Source organism: Arthrobacter sp. AFG7.2 (assembly GCF_002892835.1).
Lineage (GTDB): Bacteria > Actinomycetota > Actinomycetes > Actinomycetales > Micrococcaceae > Arthrobacter.
Map to the genome: position 1 here is coordinate 107,961 of NZ_PJMB01000005.1, position 25,717 is coordinate 133,677.

At 65.6% G+C, this 25,717-nt stretch carries 29 protein-coding genes; 16 read left to right on the top strand and 13 right to left on the bottom strand.

Features of this window, described 5'->3' with window-relative positions:
* Positions 1-38: 38 nt before the first annotated feature.
* Positions 39-1,091, top strand: a complete 1,053-nt coding sequence (locus CXX84_RS10840; RefSeq protein WP_102976723.1) for a LacI family DNA-binding transcriptional regulator — start codon at positions 39-41, stop codon at positions 1,089-1,091.
* Between the two features lie 36 nt (positions 1,092-1,127).
* On the opposite strand, the gene CXX84_RS10845 is transcribed toward CXX84_RS10840, so the two are convergent.
* Both CXX84_RS10845 and CXX84_RS10850 read right to left on the bottom strand, forming a co-directional pair.
* Positions 1,128-2,012, bottom strand: a complete 885-nt coding sequence (locus tag CXX84_RS10845; RefSeq protein WP_102976724.1) for a hypothetical protein — start codon at positions 2,010-2,012, stop codon at positions 1,128-1,130.
* A gap of 34 nt (positions 2,013-2,046) precedes the next feature.
* Positions 2,047-2,853 (bottom strand): exodeoxyribonuclease III, encoded by an 807-nt coding sequence (locus CXX84_RS10850; RefSeq protein ID WP_102976725.1) that lies wholly within the window; start codon positions 2,851-2,853, stop codon positions 2,047-2,049.
* A 172-nt stretch (positions 2,854-3,025) separates the two neighbouring features.
* Here CXX84_RS10850 and CXX84_RS10855 point away from each other — a divergent pair, with 172 nt between their 5' ends.
* Genes CXX84_RS10855 through CXX84_RS10870 form a run of 4 tightly spaced genes read left to right on the top strand, consistent with a single transcriptional unit; the run spans position 3,026 to position 7,404 of the window.
* Positions 3,026-4,525, top strand: a complete 1,500-nt coding sequence (locus tag CXX84_RS10855) for a CoA-acylating methylmalonate-semialdehyde dehydrogenase (protein WP_102976726.1) — start codon at positions 3,026-3,028, stop codon at positions 4,523-4,525.
* The gene (locus tag CXX84_RS10860; RefSeq protein ID WP_102976727.1) at positions 4,525-5,652 is read left to right on the top strand and encodes an enoyl-CoA hydratase/isomerase family protein; all 1,128 of its coding nucleotides are present in this window, start codon (positions 4,525-4,527) and stop codon (positions 5,650-5,652) included. The genes CXX84_RS10855 and CXX84_RS10860 overlap by 1 nt, the downstream gene beginning before the upstream one ends.
* Positions 5,645-6,631 (top strand): 3-hydroxyisobutyrate dehydrogenase, encoded by a 987-nt coding sequence (mmsB, locus tag CXX84_RS10865; protein ID WP_102976728.1) that lies wholly within the window; start codon positions 5,645-5,647, stop codon positions 6,629-6,631. The genes CXX84_RS10860 and mmsB overlap by 8 nt, the downstream gene beginning before the upstream one ends.
* Positions 6,628-7,404, top strand: a complete 777-nt coding sequence (locus CXX84_RS10870) for an enoyl-CoA hydratase (RefSeq protein WP_102976729.1) — start codon at positions 6,628-6,630, stop codon at positions 7,402-7,404. The genes mmsB and CXX84_RS10870 overlap by 4 nt, the downstream gene beginning before the upstream one ends.
* Here the strand turns inward: CXX84_RS10870 and CXX84_RS10875 are convergent.
* A complete protein-coding gene (locus tag CXX84_RS10875) occupies positions 7,391-8,368 on the bottom strand; it encodes an NAD(P)/FAD-dependent oxidoreductase (RefSeq protein WP_102976730.1) in 978 nt (325 codons plus the stop codon). The genes CXX84_RS10870 and CXX84_RS10875 overlap by 14 nt on opposite strands.
* A 66-nt stretch (positions 8,369-8,434) precedes the next feature.
* Between CXX84_RS10875 and CXX84_RS10880 the strand changes: the two genes are divergently transcribed.
* Positions 8,435-9,025: a helix-turn-helix domain-containing protein gene (locus tag CXX84_RS10880; RefSeq protein WP_223253064.1), complete on the top strand. Its 591-nt coding sequence runs from the start codon at positions 8,435-8,437 to the stop codon at positions 9,023-9,025.
* Between the two features lie 74 nt (positions 9,026-9,099).
* A complete protein-coding gene (locus CXX84_RS10885) occupies positions 9,100-9,753 on the top strand; it encodes a DedA family protein (protein WP_102976731.1) in 654 nt (217 codons plus the stop codon).
* Positions 9,754-9,757: 4 nt separating this feature from the next.
* Here the strand turns inward: CXX84_RS10885 and CXX84_RS10890 are convergent, their stop codons facing one another.
* Positions 9,758-10,264, bottom strand: coding sequence for a MarR family winged helix-turn-helix transcriptional regulator (locus tag CXX84_RS10890; protein WP_102976732.1), 507 nt, complete (start codon positions 10,262-10,264; stop codon positions 9,758-9,760).
* A gap of 150 nt (positions 10,265-10,414) precedes the next feature.
* Between CXX84_RS10890 and CXX84_RS10895 the strand changes: the two genes are divergently transcribed.
* Together CXX84_RS10895 and CXX84_RS10900 are read left to right on the top strand one after the other, a co-directional pair.
* Positions 10,415-11,548, top strand: a complete 1,134-nt coding sequence (locus CXX84_RS10895) for an acyl-CoA dehydrogenase family protein (RefSeq protein WP_102976904.1) — start codon at positions 10,415-10,417, stop codon at positions 11,546-11,548.
* Between the two features lie 115 nt (positions 11,549-11,663).
* Positions 11,664-12,650 (top strand): SDR family oxidoreductase, encoded by a 987-nt coding sequence (locus CXX84_RS10900; protein WP_102976733.1) that lies wholly within the window; start codon positions 11,664-11,666, stop codon positions 12,648-12,650.
* Positions 12,651-12,697: 47 nt separating this feature from the next.
* On the opposite strand, the gene CXX84_RS10905 is transcribed toward CXX84_RS10900, so the two are convergent.
* The 5 genes from CXX84_RS10905 to CXX84_RS10925 all read right to left on the bottom strand — a co-directional run bounded on the left by CXX84_RS10905 (position 12,698) and on the right by CXX84_RS10925 (position 16,237).
* Complete coding sequence (locus tag CXX84_RS10905) at positions 12,698-13,483, bottom strand: MerR family transcriptional regulator (protein WP_223253065.1); 786 nt, start codon at positions 13,481-13,483, stop codon at positions 12,698-12,700.
* Positions 13,484-13,516: 33 nt separating this feature from the next.
* Complete coding sequence (locus CXX84_RS10910) at positions 13,517-13,870, bottom strand: hypothetical protein (RefSeq protein WP_102976734.1); 354 nt, start codon at positions 13,868-13,870, stop codon at positions 13,517-13,519.
* Between the two features lie 156 nt (positions 13,871-14,026).
* Positions 14,027-14,230 (bottom strand): cold-shock protein, encoded by a 204-nt coding sequence (locus CXX84_RS10915; RefSeq protein ID WP_013599688.1) that lies wholly within the window; start codon positions 14,228-14,230, stop codon positions 14,027-14,029.
* Between the two features lie 133 nt (positions 14,231-14,363).
* Positions 14,364-14,990: a response regulator gene (locus CXX84_RS10920; RefSeq protein ID WP_102976735.1), complete on the bottom strand. Its 627-nt coding sequence runs from the start codon at positions 14,988-14,990 to the stop codon at positions 14,364-14,366.
* Positions 14,987-16,237: a sensor histidine kinase gene (locus tag CXX84_RS10925; RefSeq protein WP_102976736.1), complete on the bottom strand. Its 1,251-nt coding sequence runs from the start codon at positions 16,235-16,237 to the stop codon at positions 14,987-14,989. The genes CXX84_RS10920 and CXX84_RS10925 overlap by 4 nt, the downstream gene beginning before the upstream one ends.
* Positions 16,238-16,431: 194 nt before the next feature.
* Between CXX84_RS10925 and CXX84_RS10930 the strand changes: the two genes are divergently transcribed.
* Both CXX84_RS10930 and CXX84_RS10935 read left to right on the top strand, forming a co-directional pair.
* Positions 16,432-17,001: a GlcG/HbpS family heme-binding protein gene (locus CXX84_RS10930; protein ID WP_102976906.1), complete on the top strand. Its 570-nt coding sequence runs from the start codon at positions 16,432-16,434 to the stop codon at positions 16,999-17,001.
* Positions 17,002-17,010: 9 nt separating this feature from the next.
* Positions 17,011-17,700 (top strand): ankyrin repeat domain-containing protein, encoded by a 690-nt coding sequence (locus CXX84_RS10935; RefSeq protein ID WP_102976737.1) that lies wholly within the window; start codon positions 17,011-17,013, stop codon positions 17,698-17,700.
* A 15-nt stretch (positions 17,701-17,715) separates the two neighbouring features.
* On the opposite strand, the gene CXX84_RS10940 is transcribed toward CXX84_RS10935, so the two are convergent.
* From CXX84_RS10940 to CXX84_RS10950, 3 genes are read right to left on the bottom strand one after another with little or no spacing between them, the layout of a single operon-like run.
* Positions 17,716-18,906, bottom strand: coding sequence for an acetyl-CoA acetyltransferase (locus tag CXX84_RS10940; protein WP_102976738.1), 1,191 nt, complete (start codon positions 18,904-18,906; stop codon positions 17,716-17,718).
* Positions 18,903-19,592, bottom strand: a complete 690-nt coding sequence (locus CXX84_RS10945; protein WP_102976739.1) for a CoA transferase subunit B — start codon at positions 19,590-19,592, stop codon at positions 18,903-18,905. The genes CXX84_RS10940 and CXX84_RS10945 overlap by 4 nt, the downstream gene beginning before the upstream one ends.
* A gap of 28 nt (positions 19,593-19,620) precedes the next feature.
* Positions 19,621-20,349 carry a CoA transferase subunit A gene (locus tag CXX84_RS10950; protein ID WP_102976740.1) on the bottom strand — a complete coding sequence of 243 codons (729 nt, stop codon included), beginning with the start codon at positions 20,347-20,349 and terminating at the stop codon, positions 19,621-19,623.
* Positions 20,350-20,530: 181 nt separating this feature from the next.
* Here CXX84_RS10950 and CXX84_RS10955 point away from each other — a divergent pair, with 181 nt between their 5' ends.
* Positions 20,531-21,325: an IclR family transcriptional regulator gene (locus CXX84_RS10955; protein WP_102976741.1), complete on the top strand. Its 795-nt coding sequence runs from the start codon at positions 20,531-20,533 to the stop codon at positions 21,323-21,325.
* A 108-nt stretch (positions 21,326-21,433) separates the two neighbouring features.
* Here CXX84_RS10955 and nadE read toward each other — a convergent pair whose 3' ends face one another.
* On the bottom strand, positions 21,434-22,288 hold the full coding sequence (gene nadE, locus CXX84_RS10960; protein ID WP_102976742.1) for an ammonia-dependent NAD(+) synthetase: 855 nt from the start codon (positions 22,286-22,288) through the stop codon (positions 21,434-21,436).
* A gap of 74 nt (positions 22,289-22,362) precedes the next feature.
* Here nadE and pyrE point away from each other — a divergent pair, with 74 nt between their 5' ends.
* From pyrE to CXX84_RS10980, 4 genes are all read left to right on the top strand, one after another.
* On the top strand, positions 22,363-22,947 hold the full coding sequence (gene pyrE / locus CXX84_RS10965; protein ID WP_102976743.1) for an orotate phosphoribosyltransferase: 585 nt from the start codon (positions 22,363-22,365) through the stop codon (positions 22,945-22,947).
* Positions 22,948-23,096: 149 nt separating this feature from the next.
* Positions 23,097-23,864 carry a GAF and ANTAR domain-containing protein gene (locus CXX84_RS10970; RefSeq protein WP_102976744.1) on the top strand — a complete coding sequence of 256 codons (768 nt, stop codon included), beginning with the start codon at positions 23,097-23,099 and terminating at the stop codon, positions 23,862-23,864.
* Between the two features lie 103 nt (positions 23,865-23,967).
* The gene (locus tag CXX84_RS10975; RefSeq protein ID WP_102976745.1) at positions 23,968-24,591 is read left to right on the top strand and encodes a hypothetical protein; all 624 of its coding nucleotides are present in this window, start codon (positions 23,968-23,970) and stop codon (positions 24,589-24,591) included.
* An 82-nt stretch (positions 24,592-24,673) separates the two neighbouring features.
* Positions 24,674-25,714, top strand: a complete 1,041-nt coding sequence (locus CXX84_RS10980; protein WP_102976746.1) for an alpha/beta fold hydrolase — start codon at positions 24,674-24,676, stop codon at positions 25,712-25,714.
* The last annotated feature ends 3 nt before the right edge of the window (positions 25,715-25,717 follow it).

The window sequence follows — 25,717 nt, forward strand, 5'->3', positions numbered from 1 at the left end:
GGGGCGGGAAATACTCGAGGAGTACCAGAGGGGACATCGTGGCGCGCATAAGTGCAAGGTCTCAACGTGGCGGCCACAGCGGAGTCAGCATTGAGGATGTGGCGGCCGCCGCGGGTGTATCCACAGCCACCGTCTCGCGGGCGGTCCGGGGACTGCCCCGGGTCTCACCGGCAACGAGGGAAAAAATCCTCGAGGTGGCGGCCGATCTGGGCTATGTGGCCTCGTCCTCCGCTTCCGGCCTTGCCACAGGCCGGACCAAAACCATCGGGGTCCTGGCTCCTTTCGTGAGCCGCTGGTTCTTTTCCAAGGCCATCGAAGGCGCGGACCGCGAGCTTCACGCCCGCAACTACAACCTTTCCCTGTTCAACCTGGGCGGGCATGGCAGCAACCGGGAACGGCTCTTCAGCAAGACGATGGTGTACAAGCAGATCGATGCGCTGCTGGTGCTGTGTATGGCTCTGAGCCATGAAGAGCTGGAACACCTGCAGAAAATCGACATCCCGCTCGTGGTGGTGGGCGGCCACGTCGACGAGTGCGCCTACATCGGCATTGACGACTACGCTGCTGCCTCTACGGCGGTCCGCCACCTGATCGACCTCGGCCACCGGGACATCGCGCTGCTCCACGGGGACGATGAGACAGACCTCAACTTCGACGTTCCCCGGGTCCGTATCCTGGCCTTCAAGGACGTCATGACAGCGGCCGGCCTTCCCACCCGCCCTGAGTGGGACGAATGGGGGGACTTTACGGTCCGCAGTGGCCAGGAGGCTTTCCGCCGCCTCTGGTCCAAGCCGGGCAACAAACCCACCGCCATTTTCTGCGCATCAGACGAGATGGCCATGGGCGTCATCTTCGAAGCCTCCCGGCATGGTGTGCGGGTGCCGGAGGAACTGTCCGTGGTGGGCATCGACGATCATGATTTCGCTGACCCGGTAGGCCTGACGACCGTGGGCCAGCGGCCTGATGAGCAGGCCGAACTGGCCACGAAGATGCTCCTTGACGAACTGGACGGGCAGGCCGGCTCGGTCCAGTCCGCCGTCGCGCCCCATGCACTGATCATCAGAAGGACCACGGCGCCACCCCAGTCCTAGCCTGGCCACGCCTGGTTCCCTGGACCGGGGGCAGCTTCAGGAGGCGCGTGCCAGTTGCCGGATCGGAATCCAGCGGGACGCCAGCCGGCGGTAGGCTGCAGCGGCGCCGGTCATGTCGCCCTCAGCGAGGCATTCGATGCCGAGCCTGATGTCCATGGGTGAATCGTCGGGATACACCTTGTCTGCAACGGCACCGTAATCCAGCTCCACCATCGAGTCCACATGGAACAACTCAAGCCACTCCGTGAGCTGCGAAAGGTCGTCCAGCATATCGAGGTCCGGGGCCGCCAGTGCGAGGTTGGCCACCGCGTAGCGGGCCCGCTCCAAAGCCTCGGTGATGGGGGCCCACACCCGGACCGTGACGATCCGCCCGCCGGCCTCGACGACGTCTTTGCGGTCTGACTCCATGAACAGGGAGAACCAGCTGAAGGGGATTCCCCAGGTGGACGCGCGGGTGTGGACACGGATGGAGCCGTCCCTGGCCTTTACCTGGTCTATCCGTTCCTGGTGCTTGTCCCGCTGTTCCTCGGGGATCAGCAGTTCCGCCAGCGGGCCGTGGATTCCCTCCATCAGGGCGTTGGCGGCCAGGCCTGCGCGCAACACCAGCTGACTGGGGCAATACAGCAGCACGGGGCCGGCGTCGGGGCCGTCGTCGGCTGTTTCCCCTGAAGGCGCCGGCGCAGTGGTGACGCGGACAAGGTCGGTGCGGCCGGTAGGGAAGGGATCGCCGCCGGACCGCGTGATGCGTCCCAGCGAGGCGAGCAGTTCGGCGTTTTCGACGGCGGCACGGGAGGCGGTGCGTGCCACCGCCGCCCCGATCACCTGGCGCTGCTCCTCGGGGAACGCGGCCAGCGGTTCGTAAACCCGCAGGGTTGATGAGAACGGCAGGCCGGCCTGGCCCCGGTAGAGGTTTCCGGTCATCACGGTCTCCTTGTCTGGGTCCAGGACAATGTCATCAGTCGGCCAGTTCCACCAGTACGGGGGCGTGGTCCGAGGCGCCCTTGCCTTTGCGCTCCTCGCGGTCAATGGAAGCGCCGGTGACACGGGCGGCCAGGGCCGGGGATGCCAGGACAAAGTCGATCCGCATGCCCTCCTTCTTGGGGAAGCGCAACTGGGTGTAGTCCCAGTATGTGTAAACGCCGGGGCCGGGAGTGTAGGGCCGGGCAACATCAGTGAAGCCGGCCGACTCAAAAGCGTGGAAGGCTGCGCGCTCCGGCGGACTGACGTGGGTGGACCGGTTGTTGATGAACAGGTCGATATCCCAGACGTCCTCGTCGAACGGCGCGATGTTCCAGTCACCCATCAGGGCAACCTGGGCCGCCGGATTCTCCGTAATGAGCTCCTGGGCGTGGGTCTTCAGGCTTTCCAGCCACTTGAGCTTGTACGGCATGTGCTCGTCGTCCAGGGAACGGCCGTTGGGGACGTAAAGGCTCCAGATGCGGACGCCTGCGCAGGTTGCAGCGATGGCGCGGGCCTCCTGGACGGGGTCCTTGCCGGCCTTGCCGAAGGCGGGCTGGTCGAGGAAGGTCCGCTGGACGTCCTCCAGTCCCACGCGGGAGGCGATGGCAACCCCGTTCCACTGGTTCACGCCGAAGTGGGCAACCTCGTAACCCATCCGCTCGAAGAGCTCCCACGGAAAATTGTCGTCCTTGCACTTGGTCTCCTGGATGGCCAGCACGTCGCAGTCGCTGCGCTGAAGCCAGGCCTCAACACGGTCTGCGCGGGCACGGAGCGAGTTCACATTCCAGGTAGCTATCTTCACAGTTCCTAACTTACCGTGGCGGCCCCGCCGCCGGTAAAGCAGCAGGTGAAGCGCGCCCGGGGCACTTGCGGGTGCGCGCATAGACGGTTGGTCTCGTGTGGAACTTAGTAGGAAGTCCGAGTATATTCGCAACCAGAAATGACCTGGATCACATGCGAAGGAGCGTGCAGTCATGGTCAGCGAACTGTCGCACTACATTGCCGGCCGCCATACGGCAGGTTTGTCAGGCCGCTTTGCGGAGGTATTCGATCCGTGCAGCGGGCAGGTCCAGGCCCGGGTTCCGCTTGCCGGCCGGGAGGAGGTCCACAACGCCGTTGCTGTTGCCGCAAAGGCGCAGGCGGAGTGGGCGGCCATGAACCCGCAGCGCCGCGGCAGGATCCTGCTCAGGTTCGTGGACCTGGTCAACCGGGACCTTGAGGGGATCGCCCGGCTGCTCTCTTCCGAGCATGGAAAGACCCTCGCCGATTCGAAAGGCGATATCCAGCGCGGCCTGGAGGTGGTGGAGTTCGCCGCAGGCGCCCCGCACCTGCTCAAGGGCGAGTTTTCCAGTGACGCCGGGCCGGGCATCGATATCCATTCCCTGCGCCAGCCCCTGGGCGTGGTCGCAGGCATCACGCCGTTCAACTTTCCGGCCATGATCCCGCTCTGGAAATCCGGTCCCGCCCTGGCTGCCGGCAACGCGTTCATCCTGAAACCCTCCGAGCGGGATCCCTCCGTGCCGCTCCGCCTGGCCGAGCTGTACACGGAGGCGGGCGTCCCGGACGGGGTGTTCAACGTGCTCAACGGGGACAAGGAAGCCGTGGACGCCCTGCTGGAGGACCCGCAGGTCAGGGCTGTGGGTTTTGTGGGTTCAACCCCCATCGCACAGTACATCTACGCCACCGCCGCGGCCCACGGAAAGCGGGCGCAATGCTTCGGCGGGGCCAAGAACCACATGGTGATCATGCCCGACGCGGACCTGGACCAGGCCGCCGATGCCTTGATCGGCGCCGGCTACGGCTCAGCGGGGGAGCGCTGCATGGCGATCTCGGTGGCGGTGCCCGTGGGGGAGGGGACAGCGGACCGGCTGGCGGCCAACCTCCAGGACCGGGTGGAGGCCCTCACCGTGGGCCACAGCCTGGAGCCGGACTCCGACTTCGGCCCGGTGGTCTCGGCCGAGGCAAAGGAACGCATCGAGGGCTACATCCAGGCGGGCGTGGACGCGGGCGCTTCCCTCCTGGCGGACGGCCGTGGACTCACCGTGCAGGGACATGAGGGTGGCTTCTGGGTGGGGCCCACCCTTTTCGACCACGTCACCAGGGACATGGCCATCTACCGGAACGAGATTTTTGGGCCCGTCCTGAGCATCGTCCGGGCTGCCGACTACGACGAAGCCCTCGAGCTGTGCAACAGGAATGAATTCGGCAACGGCGTGGCCATCTTCACCCGTGACGGCGACGCCGCGCGCGATTTCGCCACCCGGGTGGACGTCGGCATGGTGGGCATCAACGTCCCTATCCCCGTGCCCATCGCCTACTACACCTTCGGCGGCTGGAAGGCCTCAGGATTCGGTGACCTCAACCAGCACGGCGCGGACGCCTTCCGGTTCTACACCAAGACCAAAACTGTGACCACGCGGTGGCCATCGGGAATACGCCACGGAGCCAGTTTCGTGATGCCGGAAGGAAGCTGATGACGGACAACCTGGCTGCGCGTGAGGGAAGGAGCGCGGCTGCTGCGGCGAACAGCGCTGACGTGCTGTTCGAGCGCCGCGGCCGGCTGGGCGTCATCACCCTCAACCGGCCCAAAGCGGTCAACGCGCTGACAGCGGGAATGGTGGGCCGGCTTCTGCAACAACTCACGGCATGGGCGGACGACGACGGCGTTGCCACGGTTTTGATGCAGGGCGCCGGAGACCGGGGCCTGTGCGCCGGTGGCGACATCGTGGCAATCTACGAGGACATTCCTGAGGGCGGGGAACGAACAGCCCGCTTCTGGGAAACCGAGTATCGGCTCAATTCCCTGATCGCGCGCTATCCCAAGCCCTATATGGCACTGATGGACGGGCTGGTGCTTGGTGGCGGGGTGGGAATTTCCGCGCACGGGTCCGTACGCGTGGTCACTGAACGCACCCGTACGGGGATGCCGGAAACCACCATCGGTTTTGCCCCGGACGTTGGTGGAACGTTCCTGCTGTCGCGCGCGCCCGGCGAAGCGGGAACCCACGCGGCCCTGACCGGGGCGCACCTGAACGGATCGGACGCGCTGTTCCTTGGCCTGGCCAGCCATTACGTCCCGTCCGAAAAGCTGCCAGGCCTGGTAGCGGCGCTGGAAAACGAAACAGCGGAAGCCGCCGTCGGCCGTTTCAGCGAGGAAGCTCCGCCGTCCGTCCTTGAGGGGCAGCGGGACTGGATCGACAGCTGCTACGCCTCAGATGATGCCGAGGACATTGTCCGGCGCCTTCGCGGCTATGAGGGTGGCAACAGATCTGAAGCCTTGCACGCTGCCCACACCATCGAAGCGAAGTCGCCCACGTCGGTGAAAGTCACGCTGGCATCCCTGCGCAGGGTAAGGGGCCGGACGCTGGACGAAGCCCTGGCGCAGGAATACCGTGTTGGCCTTCGGTTCCTGGCAGCCCCGGACTTCCGGGAGGGCATCCGTGCCCAGGTGGTGGACAAGGACCGGAACCCGCGCTGGACGCCCCCTGCCCTCGCTGACGTTACGCAGGAACAGGTGGAGCGCTTCTTTGAGCCGCTTGGCAGCCGGGAACTGAACCTTGCCCGCGTTGACCTGGAGCCAAAGGAGCCTGACCATGCGTGACAACCTCCGGATTGCCTTCCTGGGCCTTGGCCATATGGGTGGACCCATGGCCATAAATCTGGTCAACGCCGGATATGCCGTGGCCGGGTTCGACGTGGTCCCGGAAGCCCGTGAAGCCGCCCGGGCCGGCGGGGTACCCGTTGCTGGCAGCGCTGCTGAAGCCGTTTCCGGAGCGGGGGTGGTCCTCACGATGTTCCCCAGCGGCAGGCATGTTTTGGACGCCTACCGCGGCCAGGGCGGCCAACCGGGACTGCTGGCGGCGGCTGAGCCCGGATCCATGTTCCTGGACTGCTCCACCATCAACGTTGAAGAAGCGCGGGAAGCAGCAGCCCTCGCTGTTGCGGCCGGCCACCGCTCGGTGGATGCCCCGGTGTCGGGCGGCGTGGTTGGCGCGGAAGCCGGCACGCTGACCTTTATGACGGGCGCGGACCCAGAGGACTTCGACGAGGTCCGGCCACTGCTGGAGGTCATGGGAAAGCGCGTGGTCCACTGTGGCGGCCATGGCGCAGGACAGGCCGCCAAGATCTGCAACAACCTCATTCTCGGCGTCTCCATGATCGCTGTCAGCGAGGCCTTTGTGCTGGGAGAAAAGCTCGGGCTGTCCCACCAGGCGCTGTTTGATGTCGCCTCCGCTGCTTCGGGCCAATGCTGGGCCCTCACCACCAACTGCCCCGTGCCGGGACCGGTCCCCGCCAGCCCCGCCAACCGGGACTACCAGCCAGGCTTCGCCGGAGCCCTGATGGCCAAGGATCTTATGCTGGCCGTCAACGCCCTTCACAGCACCGGGGTAGCAGCCCGGATGGGTCCTCTCGCGGCGGAGATCTACGGTACGTTTGCGGCGGGGGAGGGCGCAGGCAGGGACTTTTCCGCCATCATCACTGACATCAGGGAGAGGTCCGGTCACGCGGCCGGCGAACCCAACACCTCAGCAGACAGTACGACGCACAACGCAGCGCAGGACGACGGGAGCCCGGAATGACGGAATACGCGAACATCCTTGTGGAGCAGCGGGGCCGCGTGGGCCTGGTGACGCTGAACCGCCCGCAAGCATTGAATGCCCTGAACAAAGCCACTATGGAGGAACTGGTGTCGGCTGTGACGGCCATGGATTCCGATTCCGGTGTGGGAGCTGTGGTCATCACCGGCTCGGGCAAGGCCTTCGCCGCGGGTGCCGACATCAAGGAGATGGCGGACCAGGAGTACATGGACATGTACTCCGCCGACTGGTTCCGCGGCTGGGAGGACTTCACCCGGCTCCGCATCCCGACGGTTGCAGCGGTATCCGGGTTCGCTCTTGGGGGCGGCTGTGAGCTTGCGATGATGTGTGACCTGATCATCGCAGGGGACAACGCAAAGTTTGGCCAGCCGGAAATCAACCTGGGGGTCCTGCCGGGCATGGGCGGCTCACAGCGGCTCACCCGCGCCGTGGGCAAGGCCAAGGCCATGGACCTGATCCTCACCGGCAGGTTCATTGGAGCGGAGGAAGCTGACCGTTGCGGACTGGTGTCCCGGGTGGTTCCTGCGGAGGATGTGGTGGACGAGGCCCTGAAAGTCGCAGAGGTGATCGCGTCCAAATCCAAGCCTGTGGCCATGATTGCCAAAGAGGCCGTGAACGCCGCCTTCGAAACCGGACTGGCCCAGGGAGTCCTGGTGGAGCGCCGGTTGTTCCACTCCCTCTTTGCCACCGAGGACCAGAAGGAAGGCATGGCGGCGTTCACGGAGAAACGCCAGCCGGAGTTCAGGCACCGGTGAAGGCAAGGGACTCCCGGTAAGTGGCGAGGTCACGCTCCATTTCCTCAGCCATCAGGTGGTTATTGATGACGACGGCGGTCCAGGCTGCCGTTGCCGCGGAGGCAAGTACCTGCGCCTTCAGGTCTGAGACATTGCCCGCGGCCCACACCCCCGGGACGGACGTGGCGCCATCGGAGTCCGCCGCAAGGTAGGTTCCTGCTCCCATGGGATGCTCGGAGAGGGCCAGGCCAAGGCTGTCGAACGCTTCCAGCCGGGCCTGGGCCCGCGGCCCAACCACCAGGGCTTCCACGGCAATCTCCGGGCCTCCCGCCAGGGCGACACCCCGCAGTTGGTCATGGTCAACCCTGAGGGCTTCCACTGCCCCGCCCACCACTTTGATCCCGCGCGCAGCAAGCTGTTCCGTTTCGGCGTCCGACGGGACAACCCTGTCGTTGAGGAACAGCGTGATATTGCTGCTCCACTGCCGGAAGAGCAGGGCCTGGTGGACCGACCACGGGCCGTTTCCCATGATCCCGATAGCCTTGTCCTGCACTTCCCAGCCGTGGCAAAACGGGCAGTGAAGGACGTCCCTGCCCCAGCGCTCGCGGAGGCCAGGGATGTCCGGCAGCTCATCCACCAGGCCTGTGGTGATCAGGAGCAGGCGGCCGCGAAGCTTCCTGCCGTCGTCGAGGGTTACCTCGAAACGCTGCGCCACGTTGCCACTTGTGGACACCACCCTGCCGCGGATGATGGCAGCACCATACTGTTCTGCCTCGGCCCGGCCAATGGCCAGGAGCTCGCCGGGGCTGATGCCGTCACGGGACAGGAAACCGTGGACACCCCGGGCAGGGGCGTTGCGCGGTTCCCCGCTGTCAATCACAGCGACAGAGCGGCGGCTCCGGCCCAGCATCTGGGCGGCGCTGAGCCCTGCAGCGCCGCCACCGATGATCACCACGTCATAGGTCATTTCATTTCTGTTGCTCATGAATCCATGGTGCTGTGGCCCCTGACCCGGTAGCAAAGATCTTTGCTGAAATGGCAAGATAAGGGCATGGGTGACAGTGGCATGGGCAGTGGAACGGACGCAGTCCTGGCGGCGGTGGGGCCCCGGCTCAGAGCGCTCCGCCTGGCACGCGACATGACTTTGTCGGCTTTGGCCGAAGCCACAGGCATCTCGCTGAGTACGCTCTCGCGGCTGGAGTCCGGACAGCGGCGGCCCAACCTTGAGTTGCTGTTGCCCCTGGCCAGGGCGTACCAGGTTCCGCTTGATGAGCTGGTGGGGGCGCCGGCGACGGGTGACCCCCGGGTGCATCTGCGCCCTATCACTGTCAGGGGGATGACCATTGTCCCGCTGACCCGGAAACCGGGCGGCATCCAGGCCTACAAGCACATCCTGCCGGCGGGCCCGCTGGACCAGCCACATCCCCAGGTGCACGAGGGGTACGAGTGGCTGTATGTCCTCAACGGGAAGCTCCGTATGGTGCTGGGCAGCCAGGACCTGGTCCTCGGGGCCGGGGAAGCCGTCGAGTTCGACACCCGCGTGCCGCACTGGTTTGGGAGGGCGGACGGAAAAGCGGTGGAGTTCCTCAGCCTTTTTGGGACGCAGGGGGAGCGGATGCACGTCCGTGCAAAGCCGACGTAACTCCGGGTCCAGACTTTTTTCAGCTGCGTAAGGTAGACAGGCAGGGCAACGTGGAAGCAGACGGGGGAGTTGGAATGCTGGGAATGGCTGCTGATACAGGCGGGTCGACAGATAATCTCACCGGCCTGGTCGGTTTGGCTGCCCGGACCATCGAGCAGCTGGGTGAGTGGGGTGTGGGTGCCTTCACCCTTGCCGAAACCGTGGTGCCGCCCATCCCGAGTGAAGTGATCCTGCCGTTGGCTGGCTACCTCGCCAAGCAGGGATCCCTGAATCTGGTCCTCATCTTCATTACCAGCACCCTGGGGGCCTACCTTGGTGCGCTGTTCCTCTATTGGCTGGGCGCAAAACTGGGTCTCGAGCGTTCCATCCGCGGACTGTCCAGGTTGCCTTTGGTGGACCGGGAAGACTTCGAAAGGGCCGCAGGCTGGTTCCGCCGCCACGGCAGGTCCTCGATCTTTTTCGGCAGGCTGCTCCCCGGCGTGCGCAGCCTGATCTCCCTCCCGGCCGGAGCATCCGGCATGCCGCTAACCACCTTCAGCCTGTACACCGTCGCGGGCAGCGGTTTGTGGAACGCTGCGCTGATTGGCCTGGGATACCTCCTGGGAACCCAGTACCAGCTGATTGAAAAGTATTCGAAGTTCCTGAATTATGCGGTGTACGCTGCCCTGGCCGTTTTGGTGGCCGCGGTGGTGGTTCGGCGGCTTAAGCGGGAGAAATTCCGGCCCTGACCGGTCAGTCCTGAAAGTCGCCGGCGTTCCGGCGGAAAGCTCCCAGGATGCGGATCAGCTGGTCCACATCGCCTGCATCAAAGCCCGGGGCGCTGAACACGCCGGCGTTAAGCGCCGCCGTCGAACGTTTCGCCAAGGTGCGTCCCGCTGCGGTGAGCTCAATGAGTGTTGTCCTGCCGTCGGTGGGATGCCGGGAGCGCTCCACCAGTCCGGCGCGCTCAAGGCGGTCCACTGCATTCGTAATGGACGTGGGATGCACCTGGAGCAGTGCGCTCGCCTTATTCATGGGCAGGGAGCCTTTCCTGGCGAAACTTAGCAGCGCCAGGAGCTCATAGCGGGCAAACGTCAGCCCGAAAGGTTTGAGCGTGGTCTCGATCCGGGCCAGCAGGATCTGCTGCGTCCGCATAATGGCTGTGATGGCGGCCATGGAAGCGGCCGCGTCCCCCCAGCCGTGCTCCTCCCAGTTCCGCTGCGCTTCGGCAATGGGGTCGCGGGACAGCGAAGTATCCATGGAACACCTTTCCTGCCAGTGACGTGCCTCACTCTTTCTCCTGCCTTGTGAATATACTAGGACATCCAACGTTTGGTGGAGCGGAAGGGGCCGGAGCGCGTGGAGCTTGATGGACTCAACGGGACGCTCCCTTTCCCCGATGCTGACCTCATGTACATCGCGGATCTCCTGCCTGCCTCCGAGCGGAAGCGTTATCTCCGTATCCGGAAGTTCCTGCAGGCGCGCGTACGGGCATCATCCATTCCATACTGGAACCGCGAAGAGTTTCCCTTTGGCCTGCTGGCGGAAATGGGCACGTACGGCCTTGGCGCCCTCCATGTGGACGGCAGCTCCACCCTTTTCAAGGGCATGATGTACGTGGAGCTGGCAAGGGCGGACGTATCCCTCTCTGCACTGGCCGGAATCCACAATGAACTGATCGTGGGCACGCTCACCGCGCTGGGTTCTGAGGAACAGAAGCTCCGTTGGCTGCCCGGCCTGAAGACCTTCACGCGCCTGGGCGCCTTTGCCCTGACCGAGCCGGAGCATGGCTCGGACATTTCCGGCGGGCTGGAGACATCCGCCCGGCTCGACGGCGGCACCTGGGTCCTGAGCGGCGCCAAGCGCTGGATCGGGGCGGCAACCATCGCCGACTTCGCGCTGGTCTGGGCTCGGGATGTGGAGGACCGGCAGGTCAAGGCCTTTATTGTCGAGACGGACAGGCCCGGCTATGCGGCCACCAAGATCTCCAACAAGATCGGCCTGCGGATCATGCAAAACGCCGATATCACGTTGGATAGCGTGCGGATTCCGGCCGGCAACCTGCTGCCGGGCGCCACGGGCTTTTCCGCAGCGAACGGTCTATTGCGGGACTCGCGGGCCTGGGTGGGCTGGCAGGCGGCCGGAATCCAGCTTGCCGCGTTCGATGCCGCCCGTGCCTACTCACTGGCCCGCCGGCAGTTCGGGAGGGAACTGGCACGGTTCCAATTAGTCCAGCAGCAGCTCGCCGACATGCTGGGCAATGCCACGGCTTCACTGTCCCTCATGGTCCAGCTGGCACGTATCCGGGAGGAAGGAAAGCTCGAGATGGCACAGGCGGCCATGGCAAAAGCCACCACCACCAGGCTGGCGCGGGCCACGGTGGCCATGGGGAGGTCGCTGCTGGGCGGTAACGGCATCAGCGCGGACTATGAGATGGGCAAACTGTTCGGTGACGCCGAAATTCTCTATACCTACGAAGGCAGCTACGAGATCAACTCCCTCATCGTGGGTCGGGCCGTAACCGGGAAGTCAGCGTTCCTCTGAATTCCCCCTTCTTCACCCCGGCCGGGCCGTTGTCCCGCCTGCCCGGCATGGGTAGCATCAAACACTAAGCCTACTTAGTGTTTATCCCGGATGTTCATTCGAAAGGGGAGGCGGCATGCGCGTCAGGAATTCAGTGGTGGTTATTACCGGGGCGTCCAGCGGGATCGGCAGGGCCACTGCCCTGCGTTTCGCCACCAAGGGGGCCCGGCTGGTCCTGGCTGCCCGGGGAGCGGAATCGCTGGAAGCCGTCGCTGCTGCGTGCAGGAAACGCGGCGCGAATGCCATCGCCGTCCCCACCGACGTCACCGACGCCGGCAAGGTGGGGGAACTGGCCTCCCGCGCCGTCGAGGAGTTCGGGCGGCTGGATGTGTGGGTCAACAACGCAGCGGTCGGCGCCTTCGGCCTGCTGACCGAGATTCCGCCACAGGACTTCCAACGGGTATTGGATGTGAACATTACCGGCTACGTCAATGGTGCCCGGGCTGCGCTCATCCGCCAGACAGCCCAGGGCTCGGGCACCCTGATCAATGTTTCGTCCATCGTGGCGGAAACCCCGGTGCCCTACTCCGCCGCGTATTCCATGTCCAAGGCCGCGGTACGGGCCCTCAGCATCAGCCTGCGCTCGGAACTGGCCCGTGAAGGTGTTACCGGCGTGAACGTGTGCACGGTCCTCCCGGCCACTATTGATACGCCGTTCTACCAGAACGCAGCCAACGTCACGGGCCGCCGCCCCAAGGCCATGCCCCCCGTGTACACGCCGCAGCGGGTGGCCAAAGCCGTGGTGAAGCTCGCAGCACACCCCCGGCGCGAAACGGTCGCGGGTGGACTGGGAGGCAGGCTTTTGGTCCTGCAGCACAAGTTCTCACCAGGCGCAGTTGAAGCGGCCATTGCCCGGCAGGTGGACCACCGCCAGCTCTCGCGGCGGCAGTCAGCCGCTGTGACTACAGGGAACCTTCACCAGGCGTCGCAGTACATCGGAACGGCTTCCACCACCGGCGGATGGCACGGCCGACGGCGGACGGCGCAGCGGATGGCAGCGGGCGCGGGAGTACTGGCGGGGGCCGCAGTCGCACTGCGGAAGCGGCTGGGCCGACGGCCCTGAGCTGTACCAGCCATCCCGCGCCACGCCGTCGTTCCGGCCGTACTTCCCTAGAGGTTCCTTTTGGCGTAGGCACGCAGCGCGTCCCGCACGAAACCGGCGCCCGCTTCGCCACCGTAGTTTGCTGCGAACCGGGCGTCGGCGACGTACATCTCCGCCAGCCCCTCCACATACCCCTTAACGTCCCCGCCGCTTTCAGACGCGGGAGTACCGGGGATGGACGTCAACCACTCAACGTGGCGCCGCGCCAGGTCCTGCGCTTCGGGGCTGTCAGCGGCGAGACCTGATCCGGACGCCGCGATCCAGTCGCTGCCGAGCCTTTCGGCGCGGGACTTCCACTCCTGTTTCTGCCCGGCTCCCATGCCCCGCCACCAGGCATCGGCTGTGGCGTATGCATCCTTGCCCCAGCGCTCCTCCACCTCGTCCTTGTACTGGGTGTGGTCGAAGCCGTCAAACATCTTTTCCGCCATGAGGTCGCCTCCTTCTTTCACTGTTTCGATTGTTTGCTGTACGGACAGGACCTGCCGCGCCAGCCGCTCCTGCTCCCGCCGGAGCCAGTCCAGGTGGCTGCTCAGCGCTTTGACCGTGTCTGTCTCGTGCTGGAAGACTTCGGCGATTGCCGGCAGCCCCAGCCCGAGTTCCCGGAGCAGGAGGGTCCGTTGAAGCTGCAGGAGCGCTGCCCCGTTGTAGTAGCGGTAGCCGTTATTCGCCACGCGGCTGGGTTTTAGAAGCCCGATGTCGTCGTAGTGCCGGAGCGTGCGGCTGGTAGTGCCTGCCATCCTGGCGACGTCCTGGATGGACCAGTCCACACCTGCCCCGGCTTCGGTTGCTTCCATGCTCCGAGCGTAGGGGTTGACGCTGCGTCAAGGTCAAGCAGGCTTTTCGGGGAAACCATGACCGCGGGGGCGCCGGCGGCCGGAGCGGTTCCTTGCCTGCGCAACGAGCCGGCGGAACGCGATGATGAAAACCGCCTCGATCACCAGCATCAACCCCACCAGCAGCCATTCCCCCCGGGCAGCGAAAACAATGCATCCGGTCAGCGCCAGGGCTGTCCCCAAGGCAAGGGTGTACACGGCGAATCCAACGGCGACGCGGGCGCTGCGTACTCCGGTCCGGAAACCGAAGCCGAGGGGTTCCCCGCCCGGATGTCCGGGAATGCGGTCCGGCGCGGCCGGTCCCAGGTTGTCGAACTCTTCCCATGGGTCCTGGTCTTGTCCGCTCACCCTCCGATTGTCCCAAATTCCGGGCTGAAGGGGTGGAAGGAAGGGTATTGCCAGGGTTTGGGGAAGCAAAAAACAGCGGCCCCTCCAGCTGAACGCTGGAGAGGCCGCTGCAGGGTACGGGGGTCCGCCGGCTTGCACCGGCGGGCACCTAAGCCTTTAGAGCGGGCGGATGTTCTCTGCCTGCGGGCCCTTGGGGCCCTGGGTCACATCGAATTCGACCTTCTGGTTCTCATCGAGTGAACGGTATCCGCTGCTGGCGATAGCCGAGTAGTGGGCGAAAACGTCAGCGGACCCGTCATCGGGGGCAATGAAGCCAAAACCCTTTTCGGCGTTGAACCATTTAACTGTGCCTGTTGCCATGGCTGCATTCCTTCGTGTGACTCTGATTCTCTCCCCCGGCCATCGGCCAGGAGTGCGGGGAGAACGTCCCCCGCAGTCCCCAACGTACGGGGCGCAGGCCCCGGTTGCAAGGGTTGGGCAACATTTGGCGAGGTCAGCGCATGCCTTCACGGCGGATAGCGGTGGCAATTGCGGCCGCCCTGGTGTCCACGCCGAGCTTGGCGTAGATGTGGGCAAGGTGGGTTTTCACCGTGGCTTCCGAGATGAATAGGCGCCGGCCTAGCTCGCGGTTGCTCAGTCCCTGGGTAAGCAGGCTGAGCAGTTCCGCCTCCCGAGGAGTAAGTATTTCTTCCGGGTTGCGCAGTTGCTGGAACAGCCGCGATGCCACCGGCGGGCTCATGACGCTCCTGCCCTGCACTGCACCGCGAATGGCAGCGAAGATTTCCTCCGGTGCAGCGTCCTTCAGCAGGTAGCCCATGGCGCCGGCATCCACCGCACGCACAATGTCGGCGTCGGAATCGTAGGTGGTGAACACCAGGATGGCCTGCCGGGCGTTAACCGCGCGAATCCTCCGGATCGCCTCGATCCCGTCCATCCCGGCACCCATGGCAAGATCCATGACCACTACGGCAGGTTCCTGCTCCTGCACCATTCGCAGTGCTTCCTCCCCGGATGCCGCCTCTGCCGTCACCTGCAGGTCCGGTTGGGTTCCCAGTAGCGCCCGCAGCCCGCTCCTGACCACCAGATGGTCATCCACGAGCAGCACAGTGATCGCGCTCATGCCTGATGCTCCACTGGCTGCTGCCCGTCCCCGGCGACGGGCAGCTGGGCCGCCACGATTGTCCCTTCGCCCGGTGCGCTTTGCACTGAGAAGGTCCCGCCCAGCTGCTCCACCCGCTGCCGCATGGCACGCAGTCCGTACCCTCCGACGCTCGACGGCGCTGCCGCCGCCGCCGGATCAAAGCCCCCGCCGTCGTCGTAGATGTCCAAAGTGACTGCCTCGGGAAGGAAACCGAAGGTCACAGTCACTGCGTCAGCGGAGGCGTGCAGCCGGATGTTGGAGGCAGCGCTCTGCACCACCCGAAGCAGGGCATGGCGGACGTCTGCAGGGACAGGGCGCGGTTGCCCGGTGACCAGGAGCCGGGCTTCGGGGACGTACTGCCTGGCTGCGAGGAGCAGGGCGTCGGGAAGGGGACAGTTCTCGAGTCCGGGGGAAGCGAGTTCGTGCACCAGGGCGCGTGTCTCTGACAGGCTGCCCCGGAGCAAGGCACTGGCCCGGCCAAGGTCCGTGTGCGCTGAGTCCGAGGGCCAGGAGCGCCCTGCGGCTTCGAGAAGGAGCAGGCTGCTGGCAAGTCCCTGGGTCACGGTGTCGTGGATTTCCCGGGAAACCCTTTCCCGCTCCTCGATGGTGCCGGCACGGCGCTCGCTCGCTGCCAGCTGTCCCTGGGCAAGGGAAACCTCAGCGTGCAGCCGGCGCTGCTCCTCGGCGTCGTGCTGGATCTGGTCGTAGATCAGTGTCAGCATGGCCCCCACTGCCAGGGGGCCGAGGAGCATGGCAAGATCCGTGCCGTTGCTCATCCGGAACAGTCCGGCAGCCGTGGCGGCAGCGGTAATACCTGCTGCGGCGTAGGCCGCGGTTCCGGCCAGGGCGGCGCGGCTGAGGAAGAACAGTGCGAACGAGCACCAGGCGAAGCTGGGTGCGGCGATCACCAGGACAGCCCACAGTGCCACGAGCGCAAACATCCATGGAGCGCCGGGGCGCCCCTGCCGGGCCAGAACCGCGACGACGGCGTAGAGCAGGCAGGCGCCGGCGGCCAGGCCGAGGATCACCAGGTTGTCGGCGGGGCTGTGCCGCATGACGTAACGGACCAGTGACGCCACCAGGAGAACAGCGAAGCCAAGATGGACAGCCAGGTCGATGCCCGCCACGGAGGTTCGGCCCGGATCGCTGCCGGAGGAGAAGCCCGGGGCTGTGCCGGGGCCGGCCCTGACGGGGCTGTCAGGCGTTTGGACGGATGCTCGGGACATGGGGATTCCGGTTCGGCTGGAGGGCAGGCTATCCACAATGCTATGGCTCCCGCTCCTCTGCGTCTCTCAGCCTTTTGGCTGATGCAGCTGGCCTTTTGGCGCAGGAGGCAACAGCCAAAGGCCCGATGGCAGGGCAGGCCGGCGCGGGAAGGATTGAAGGGTACCCGCACCAAGCATTCGATCAGAGGAACACCATGAAGAAGTCCGCGAAAGTCCTTGCCGCCGCAGCCGCCAGCGCGCTGGCCCTCACCGCCGGGGTAACGGTTGCCGCGAATGCCGGCGCCGGTTCCGCTCCCACTGCCGTCCCTGCTGCCGATGTCCAGCCAGTGCCAGAGAACGTGGTGCAACAGAACCGGATCTCCGTGGGCGCTTCCGCCAGGGCGGTGCAGGCGGCTTTGGCGAAATGCCAGGCGGACAAGCTTCCCTTTGTGACGGTGGCGCTCGTGGACCGCTTCGGGACCGTGCAGGCGCTGCTTCGAGGAGACAACGCGGCCGAGCACACCATTGAGGCTGCACAGCAGAAGGCCTACACCGCCGCCGCCTTTGGGACCCCCACCAGCGAACTGGCCAAGCGCATCAACGGAACCGGCCCCGGCATCGCCGACCTCCCCGGCACGCTCTTCCTGGCCGGCGGCGTCCCGCTAAAGGTGAACGGGGTTTCGGTGGCCGGCATCGGCGTCGGCGGCGCTCCCGATGGCGCGCTGGATGAGGCCTGTGCCGCAGCCGGTGCGGACGCCATCGCGGCCGCCGGCGCCGCTCAGTAGGCTGGGCGCATGAGATGGTTCGGGGCCCTGTTTGTGGTGCTTGGCCTGGCCGGGTGCCAGGCGGGCCCGGGGCCGTCAGAGGCAACGGCGTCCCGGCCGCCGTCGCCTCTGACGACCCCAGCCGCCGTCCAGCCGCCCGCAACGGTACCGGCGTCTCCCTCCCCTGTACCGGCAACCACACTGCCTGCGCTCTCCGCTGAAGCGCAGGCGCAGCTTGACCAGGAGCTGATCGCCGCAGCCAAGGCAAACAACGTGCCGCTGGTCAGCCAATTGATTGCCCGCGGCGGCAACGTCAACGCCAAGGACGCCATCCAGGATTCGGCCTTCCTGTACGCCGGTGCCGAAGGATTCAATGAGGTGCTCCGGCTGACGTTGGCCGCCGGGGCGGACGTCGCCAGCACCAACCGGTACGGCGGGACAGCACTGATCCCGGCCAGTGAACACGGCCACGTGGAAACGGTGCAGATCCTCATCGATGCAGGAGTGCCGGTGAACCACGTCAACAACCTTGGCTGGACCGCCATGCAGGAGGCCATCCTGTTGAACAACGGCAGGCCCAGGCAGCAGGAAGTGGTCAGGCTTCTCCTGGCTGCGGGCGCGGACCCCACCATCAGGGATCCGGAGGGAAGGACTGCGCTGCAGAACGCGGAACGGCTGGGGTTCACGGAGATCGCCGCACTCATCCGAGCCGGCGGCTAACCCCGGCTAAGGGGGTTACAGGGCCTCGAGGATGCTGACGTAGTTGGCGATGCCCACGCCGCCCATGTTCTGGACCGCGGCCCGGCGGGGGCTGGCCAGCTGCATGCCGCCCGCGGTTCCGGTCAGCTGCATGGCGGCGATGACGTGCTGGGATACTCCCGTGGCTCCCACGGGATGGCCCTTGGCCTTGAGGCCGCCGGAGGCGTTGATGGGCAGTTTCCCGTCCTTGTACACCCAGCCCTCCTCGACGGCACGGGCACCCTGGCCCGGCTCCGTCAGGCCCATCGCCTCGTACATCAGCAGTTCAGCGATGGTGAAGCAGTCGTGCACTTCCGCGAAGTCCAGGTTCTCCAGCCCGACACCGGCCATCGCCAGGGCGCGCTGCCAGGACACCCGGGTGGCGTTGAAGGCAACCGGGTCCCGGCGCGATGCGGGGAAGAAGTCGTTGGCGTGGCCGAAGCCTGCCAGCCGCACCGCTGCGCCGGCACCGCCGGTCGGGGAAGTGGACAGCACGACGGCGGCGGCGCCGTCGGACACGGGGGAGCAGTCGGTGCGGCGCAGCGGGTCGGCCACCATGGGGTTCTTGTCCGAGACCGTGCGGCAGAAGTCCTCGCCAAGGTCCTTGCGGAGCTGGGCGTAGGGGTTGTCCACGCCGTTGCGGTGGTTCTTTGCGGCGATGCTGCCCAGGACATCACCCAGGTTGCCGTCGCCGTACCGCTTCCCGTAGTGCTTGGCCACCTCGGCAAAGAGTCCAGTGAAGCCGGTGGTGGAGGCTTTACCCGCCATGTCATAGTCGGCGCCCAGGAGCCCTGCCCCCACCACGTCAGCGCCCGCGTGGGTCATCTTTTCCGCGCCGATCACCAGCACCGTTTTCGCTGTGCCCGCCAGCAGGGACTTGGTGCCCTGCTGGAAAGCTGCGGAACCGGAGGCACAGGCGTTCTCCACGCGGGTGGCGGGAACGTTCGCCAGGTCTGCCGAGACCTGCAGCGCCAGCGACGACGGGAAGGCCAGCGGCATCATCCCGGAGTTGAACTGGCCGAGGTAGATTTCGTCGATCTGGCCGGGCTCGATCCCGGCGTTCGCGATGGCCTCGGTGGCAACCTGGACGATCAGGGACTCAAGGGTTTCCTCTGTGAGTTTTCCGAAGCGGCTGTGTCCCCAGCCGGTCAGGAGGACATCCTTACCGAACTGTTCCTGCAGGCTCATGCTGTGGCTCCTTCCAGGGCAGCGGCTGCCGGCGCGTCCAGGGCCACGGTGAACGCGGCTTCCGTCTTTTCCCGGATCTCCTCCACCGTGACCCCGGGAGCGAGGCGGGTCAGCGTGAGCTGCCGCCCGCCGTCGTCCGTCCTGTAGAGGTCGAAGACGGCGAGGTCGCTGACGATCCGGTCCACGCACGCCAGTCCCGTGAGGGGCAGGGTGCATTCCCGCACGATCTTGGCGCTGCCGTCCTTGGCGTTGTGCTCGGTGAGGACCACCACGCGGGGCGTCCCGGCCACCAGGTCCATGGCGCCGCCCATGCCTTTGACCATCTTGCCGGGGATGGTCCAGTTGGCGAGGTCGCCGTTGCCGGAGACCTGCATGGCCCCCAGGATGGCTACTTTGACGTGTCCGCCCCGGATCATGCCGAAGGAGGTGGCGGAATCGAAGATGCTTCCGCCGGGGAGCACCGTGACGGTCTGCTTGCCCGCGTTGATGAGGTCGGCGTCCTCCTCGCCCTCATAGGGGAACGGGCCCATGCCGAGCAGGCCGTTTTCGCTCTGCAGGACAACACGCACGCCCTCGGGGAGGTTGTTGGCCACCAGCGTGGGGATGCCGATGCCCAGGTTTACGTAGTCGCCGTCGTTCAGTTCTTCGGCTGCGATGGTAGCCATGTCATCCCTGGTCCAGGCCATGGGGGTCCCCTTGAATGAGTAGTGGGGGTTAGGCCGGAACAGTTTCCGCAGTGCGGCGTGCGGCGGGGCGCACGGTGCGCTGCTCGATGTCCTTGACGCGCTCCCTGGCCTGCACCAGGCGCTGGACGTACACGCCGGGCGTGACGATGTGGTTGGGATCCAGTTGCCCAGGTTCCACAACCACTTCGGCCTCCGCGATGGTCAGGAGGCCGGCTGTTGCAACCACCGGGTTGAAGTTCCGGGCGGTGTAGCGGTAAAACAGGTTTCCGTCCGTGTCTGCGGTGTGCGCGTGGACAAGCGCGACGTCGGCCCGGATCGCGCGCTCGCGGACGTACGTTTCGCCGTCGAACACCTCGTGGGGCTTGCCCTCGGCAACCAGGGTGCCCACGCCGGTTTTGGTGTAGAAAGCGGGGATGCCGGCGCCGCCGGCGCGGAGGCGCTCCGCCAGGGTTCCCTGCGGCGTGAACTCCACCTCCAGGTTGCCGGCCAGGTACTGCTCCGCGAAGAGCTTGTTTTCGCCCACGTAGCTGGCGATCACCTTGCGGACCTGGCCCGCTTCGATCAGGATTCCCAGACCCTTGCCGTCCACTCCCATGTTGTTCGAGACCACCGTCAGGTCCTTCACACCGGAATCGCGGACGGCTTCGATCAGGTCTGCGGGGATGCCGCTCAGGCCGAAGCCGCCCACGGCAAGCGTGATGCCGTCCTGGAGTGCCCCCGCCAGGGCGACGGCGGCTGCTGGTTGAAGTTTGGACATGGCGCCTCCTCATTGAGAAGCCCGAAGTGTTTGTCCATCTTGTGGACCCGGGGCTTGGAAAAGGACACTACGGGCGCTTTGAAGGGCGTGTCAAGGCGAGAAAAGGCGCCTTTGACTCCGGATTTTACAGTGTGGACGGTAGCATTAGCCGAGTCCATATTATGGACAATTGAGGAGGAAAGTGACTAATTCGTCAGTACAGGGCGCCCAGGTGGTCAGCCGCGTCGCCGGACTGCTGCGGCTTGTGGGGCGCAGCGCAGAGGGGATGCCGCTGTCCGCTCTGGTGAGCGAATCCGGGCTCACGCGGCCCACCGCTTACCGGCTCCTCTCCTCCCTCGCGTCCGAGGGATTGCTGGACCACGACGCGGGCAGCGGGAACTGGGTGCTGGGCCCTGAGATGCTCCTCATGGGGTCGGTGGCTGCCGCGCGGTTTCCGCTTGAGGACATTGCCCGGCCGAGCCTTCGCAGGCTGGCCGGGGCCACAGGTGAGAGTGCCTTCTTCTCCATCCGCCGCGGTTCGGAGACGGTGTGCCTGCTGCGTGAGGAGGGGAGCTTCCCTGTCCGGTCCTTTGTGCTGCACGAGGGTGTCCGTTTCCCCCTCGGTGTGGCCTCCGCGGGCACCGCCATCATGGCATTCCTGCCCGAGGCCGAGCAGGAAGAGTTGCTGGCTGATTGGGGTGAGCGTGCCGGCGCCTTCGCGGCGGGCCACCCGGAGGAGCTGGTCCGGGCCAACCTTGCCCGGACACGGCAGGACGGCTACTCGGTCAATCCGGGGCTGGTACTGGAAGGCAGCTGGGGGATGGGCGCCGCGGTGTTCGATGCGTCAGGCAGGCCTGCCTGGGCGCTTTCCCTCACCGGGATCGAGCCCCGCTTCAAGCCCGAGCGGCAGGAGGAGCTGGGCGGCCTCCTGATGGCCGAGGCGCACCGCATCACCCAGCAGCTCAACGGGGACGGGAAGGGGAGCAGGACGCACTGAGTCTGCCCACCTTTGCCGGGGAACGACGACGGCGCCCCGCCCTTTCCGGTGCGGCGCGCCGTCGTGCTTCCTGACAGTGGGGGAATCCAGCGGCCCCCTGCTGAGCTCCTAGAGCCCCGCGCGGGGCTCTTCCGGGCCCTGGCGCTTCCACCAGGTATCAAAAATGGTGACGGGGACGGTGCGCTTGTGCCGGGTACGCAAGTACTTCTCTTCGATCAGTTCGGCCACGGACTCAGGGACGTCCCGGCCTTCCAGGTAATCGTCGATCTGGTCGTAGCTCAGGCCCAGCTCGTCCTCGTCCGTGCGGCCCGGCTTGTCGTCCAGCAGGTCCGCGGTGGGCACCTTCTCCCAGACGCGGGCAGGAGCGCCGAGCTCGGCCAGCAGGGCGCGGTTCTGCCGTTTGTTCAGGCCAAACAGCGGAAGGATGTCCGCGCCGCCGTCGCCGTATTTGGTAAAGAAGCCGGTGACGGACTCCGCGCCGTGGTCCGTGCCCAGGACCAGGTAGTTGTGTTCTCCAGCCAGGGCATACTGGGCGATCATGCGGGTGCGTGCCTTGGTGTTGCCCTTGTGGAAGTCGGAGATTTCGGAGCCCACGGTCTTCTCGAACTCGTCCTCGAAGCCATCCACGGCGGCCGAGATATTGAACGTCCACTCGGTTTTGGGCCGGATGAAGTCCAGGGCGGCCTGGGCATCTTCCTCGTCGTGCTGGACGCCATAAGGCAGGCGCACGGCCACGAAGTTCGCGTCCACACCCTCGGCCTCGAGCTCCTCGACAGCCAATTGGGCCAGCTTCCCGGCCAGGGAAGAGTCCAGGCCACCGGAAATGCCCAAGACAAAGCCCTTCGTGTGGGTGGCCTTCAGGTAATCCTTGAGGAATGTGACGCGCCTGCGCACCTCCCCGGCGGGATCGATCCGGGGCTGGACGCCCATTTCTTCAATGATGCTTGCCTGGAGTTCGCGCATGCTGACCAGCCTAGCCAGCGGCAGCAACAGGCCTCAACCATCCACACCGTTCCACCCCCACTAAACTGGGGTCCATGACTTCCCCCAGTGACACTGCAGTAGACACTGCAGCCGCCCGCGCCCGCCTGCTGGAACTGATCAAGGAACTCGCCGTTGTCCGCGGCAAGGTGATCCTGTCCAGCGGGGCCGAAGCCGATTACTACATCGACCTCCGCCGCATCACGCTGCACCACGAGGCCTCCAAGCTCGTGGGCCAGGTCATGCTGGCCCTGGCGGACGACGCCGGGATCGACTTCGAGTGCGCCGGCGGACTCACCATGGGAGCCGATCCCGTTGGTACCGCAGTGATGCATGCTGCCGTTGACGCCGGCCGCAAAGTTGACGCCTTTGTGGTCCGCAAAGCACAGAAGTCCTACGGCATGGGCCGCCAGGTGGAGGGCCCGTCCGTGGAAGGCCGCAAAGTGCTGGTCCTCGAGGACACGTCCACCACGGGCGGCTCGGCGCTGACAGCAGTGGAAGGCGTCCGGAACGCCGGCGGCAACGTTGTGGCCGTCGCCGTCATCGTCGACCGGGACACCGGAGCCAAGGAAAAGATCGAGGCGGAGACCGGCGTCCCGTACCTGTTCGCCTTCGGCAAGGATGAACTCGGCTTGTCCTGACCCTCCGGGGCCCCGGCTGCCTTGGCCTTTCAGCAGGGCATCCGGAGCCCTGTGGACTGGCTGGACGCCCGCCTGCGTGTTGGACCGCACCGTGGGGCTGCTCTATCATTTGCGATAACCCCTTTTTCCCCGTACGGAGAACGTGCACCATGCTCCCCCCTGAACAAGCCTTGAGCACCACCGATCAGGTTCAAAACCTGATCCTGGAAAGTGCCGACTTTGAGGACTTCCTCAACGAACTGGCGCGGTTTTCCGCGCACCAGATGGCCGGTGACGGCGACGACGCCCTGTGCGGCATCACCCTCCTCCGGGACAGGAAAGCGGCCACCATTGGCTGGAGCAGCGATTCGGCGCGGGAAGTGGATGAAATCCAGTATTCGCTGTCGCAGGGGCCCTGCCTGACAGCCGCCCAGGAGGAACGCGAGGTCAACGTTCCGGACCTGTTCGAGGAAAACCGCTGGGGCCCCGACTATGCCGCAGCGGTGGCCTCCCATGGCCTGCGGTCCGTGTTGTCCCTGCCCTTCAACCTTCAGGGTGAAGCAAAGGCTGCGCTCAACCTGTACTCCGATGCGCCGCACAAGTTCGATGAGCGTGCCGCTGCAAGGGCGAGGGAACTCACGCGGGAGATTTCCCAGGCGCTCCGCCTGGCAGTGCGGTTCTCGCTCCACACCGACAGCGCGGCCAATCTCCGGGCGACGTTGGAGTCCCGGACCATCATCGACATCGCCATCGGCATCGTGATGGCCCAGAACAGGTGCAGCCAGGAGGCAGCGGTTGCCATCCTCACCGAGGCGTCAAGCAACACCAACACGAAGTTGAGGGACATTGCCAGGTCCCTGGTGGACTCGGTGGGAGGCACCGGGACGCGCACCCACTTCCAGGAACCCGGGAAGCGGCAGGCAGACCAAAGCGCTTAGCACGCCGGACTCCTTGTTACTGGCGGGTTGTGCCGAGCTTCCACGGAGGATACGCTTACCGAGGTTGAGCCGTCGGCCATAGACACCCTCTTTTGGAGTACCTATGGACCGCGCTTTAAACGCCCTCGTTAACGTTGATGTCCCTGCCGACATCGTCCGGATTGATATCCAGGGGAGCCTGAACCAGGGTTCCCGCACCGAACTCGTCCACATAATCCGGCGCGTCCGAAGGATGGGGATCCGCTCCCATATCCGCGTGGACCTCTCCGCGGCTGAACTGGTGGAGTCGGTTGCCCTTGCCGGACTCCGGAGTGACCTGAACGCCGTCGATGCAGGCAGCCTCCCCGGAATTTACGGCAGCGGCGTGTCCCTGGATCTGTCCCCCAATGCCGAGGGGCAGCCCGGAGCACAGAAGGGGACGCAACAGCCCCTTGCACTGATCGACGTCCTGACGGACGTGACCGAGGACGGCCAGGACTTTGCCGACGGGTACCCGCTGGTGCCAACCGGCCAGCTGGAGGAGTTGTGCGGCCGGCCGCTGGGGGAGTACTCGGACGAGGAACTGCTGGCTGCGAGCGACTGGATCTTCGCCCTGCTGGACAAACCAAAGGCCTTCGCCGGCCCGGACCTGCTGGGCCGGTACAACGACATTGGGCAGGAGTTCCTGCGGCGCCGGCGCGAGTCCCCGGCACCCCTCCCCGCCTCGGAGGGCCAGGCCGCGAGCTGAGCCGTCCGGCTGACCGGGCGTCACTGAATGGTTACCCCGGCATTGTTGCAGCAGCGTGTTCAGGTGTGCCTACGGTAGAGGTGTGCCGTATGAGGGGGAGGTAAGTCCGCAGAGCCGGTCCGGGATACCGGGTGCCCGGCTGCTGGCGGAAGGTGCTGCCCTTAAACAGTTTTCGCGGCGGGGATTCCTGGCGACAGCCGGAGCTTCAGGGGTGCTGGCTGCAGACATGCTCCTGACCCGGCAGGTTCAGTCCCAGCGGCGCTCGGACCGCATCCTTCCGGTTCCTGACGACTTCGCCGATCTTTACTACCCGGATGCAAGCTGGTTTCTCTTTCCCGGCTATAAGACCAGCTGGGAAGAGGCCCAGTGGATCCTGAACTCACTCCGGGGGGCGTTGAACCAGCGGGCCCGGCTGGCGGCAGTGGGTTACTCCAACCAGGGCCTGAATATTGACGACATTGTGATCGCCGTCATTGAGCACGTCCGTGCCCTGAAACTCACGAAGCTGTTTTTCTATGGCCACAGCTTCGGCGGAATGGTGGCCACGCAGGTGGCTGCACGCCTGCTGGAGCTCCACGGGGTGGAGGTCGAATTCATCGTCCTGGACTCAAGCCCGTACAGCAGAAATGATGTCCTGGACCAAAGCTGGTTCGACGGCGTGGTGTTCCTGTACGAGAGGGGGTTCCGGTTCCCGTCCGCGCTCCGCGGCAGCTACGAGCTGGGGGAGCGGGTCATCCACAAGGACGAACGGACGTGGCGCCAGATCCTCGACCAGACGCTCGAGCAGCTGTCCCCGATCGCGCCCTCAAGCGTGCTCATCCAGTCTGAATCAGCGTACATCTACCACTTCGACGGAAGCCGGTTCGTCGGCAAGCTGGGCTCTGCAAAGATGGCATATATCGGCAACTCCCGGGACCGCACCGTCCGCTACCAAACGGCCGTGGAAGCGTGGACTGTGGCCTTCACGGCGAACATGGTGCCGAGCATCCTGCATACGGAAGGCGCCAGGCCGGCCCATGCAAGTCCGGGCTGGAATCCGAACGTTTACCGGCCCGTCCTGAAGGAGCTGCTGGACGAGTATTTCCCGCTGCCCCGTGGCGGATCCAGGGTGACAGTTTTCTAGGCT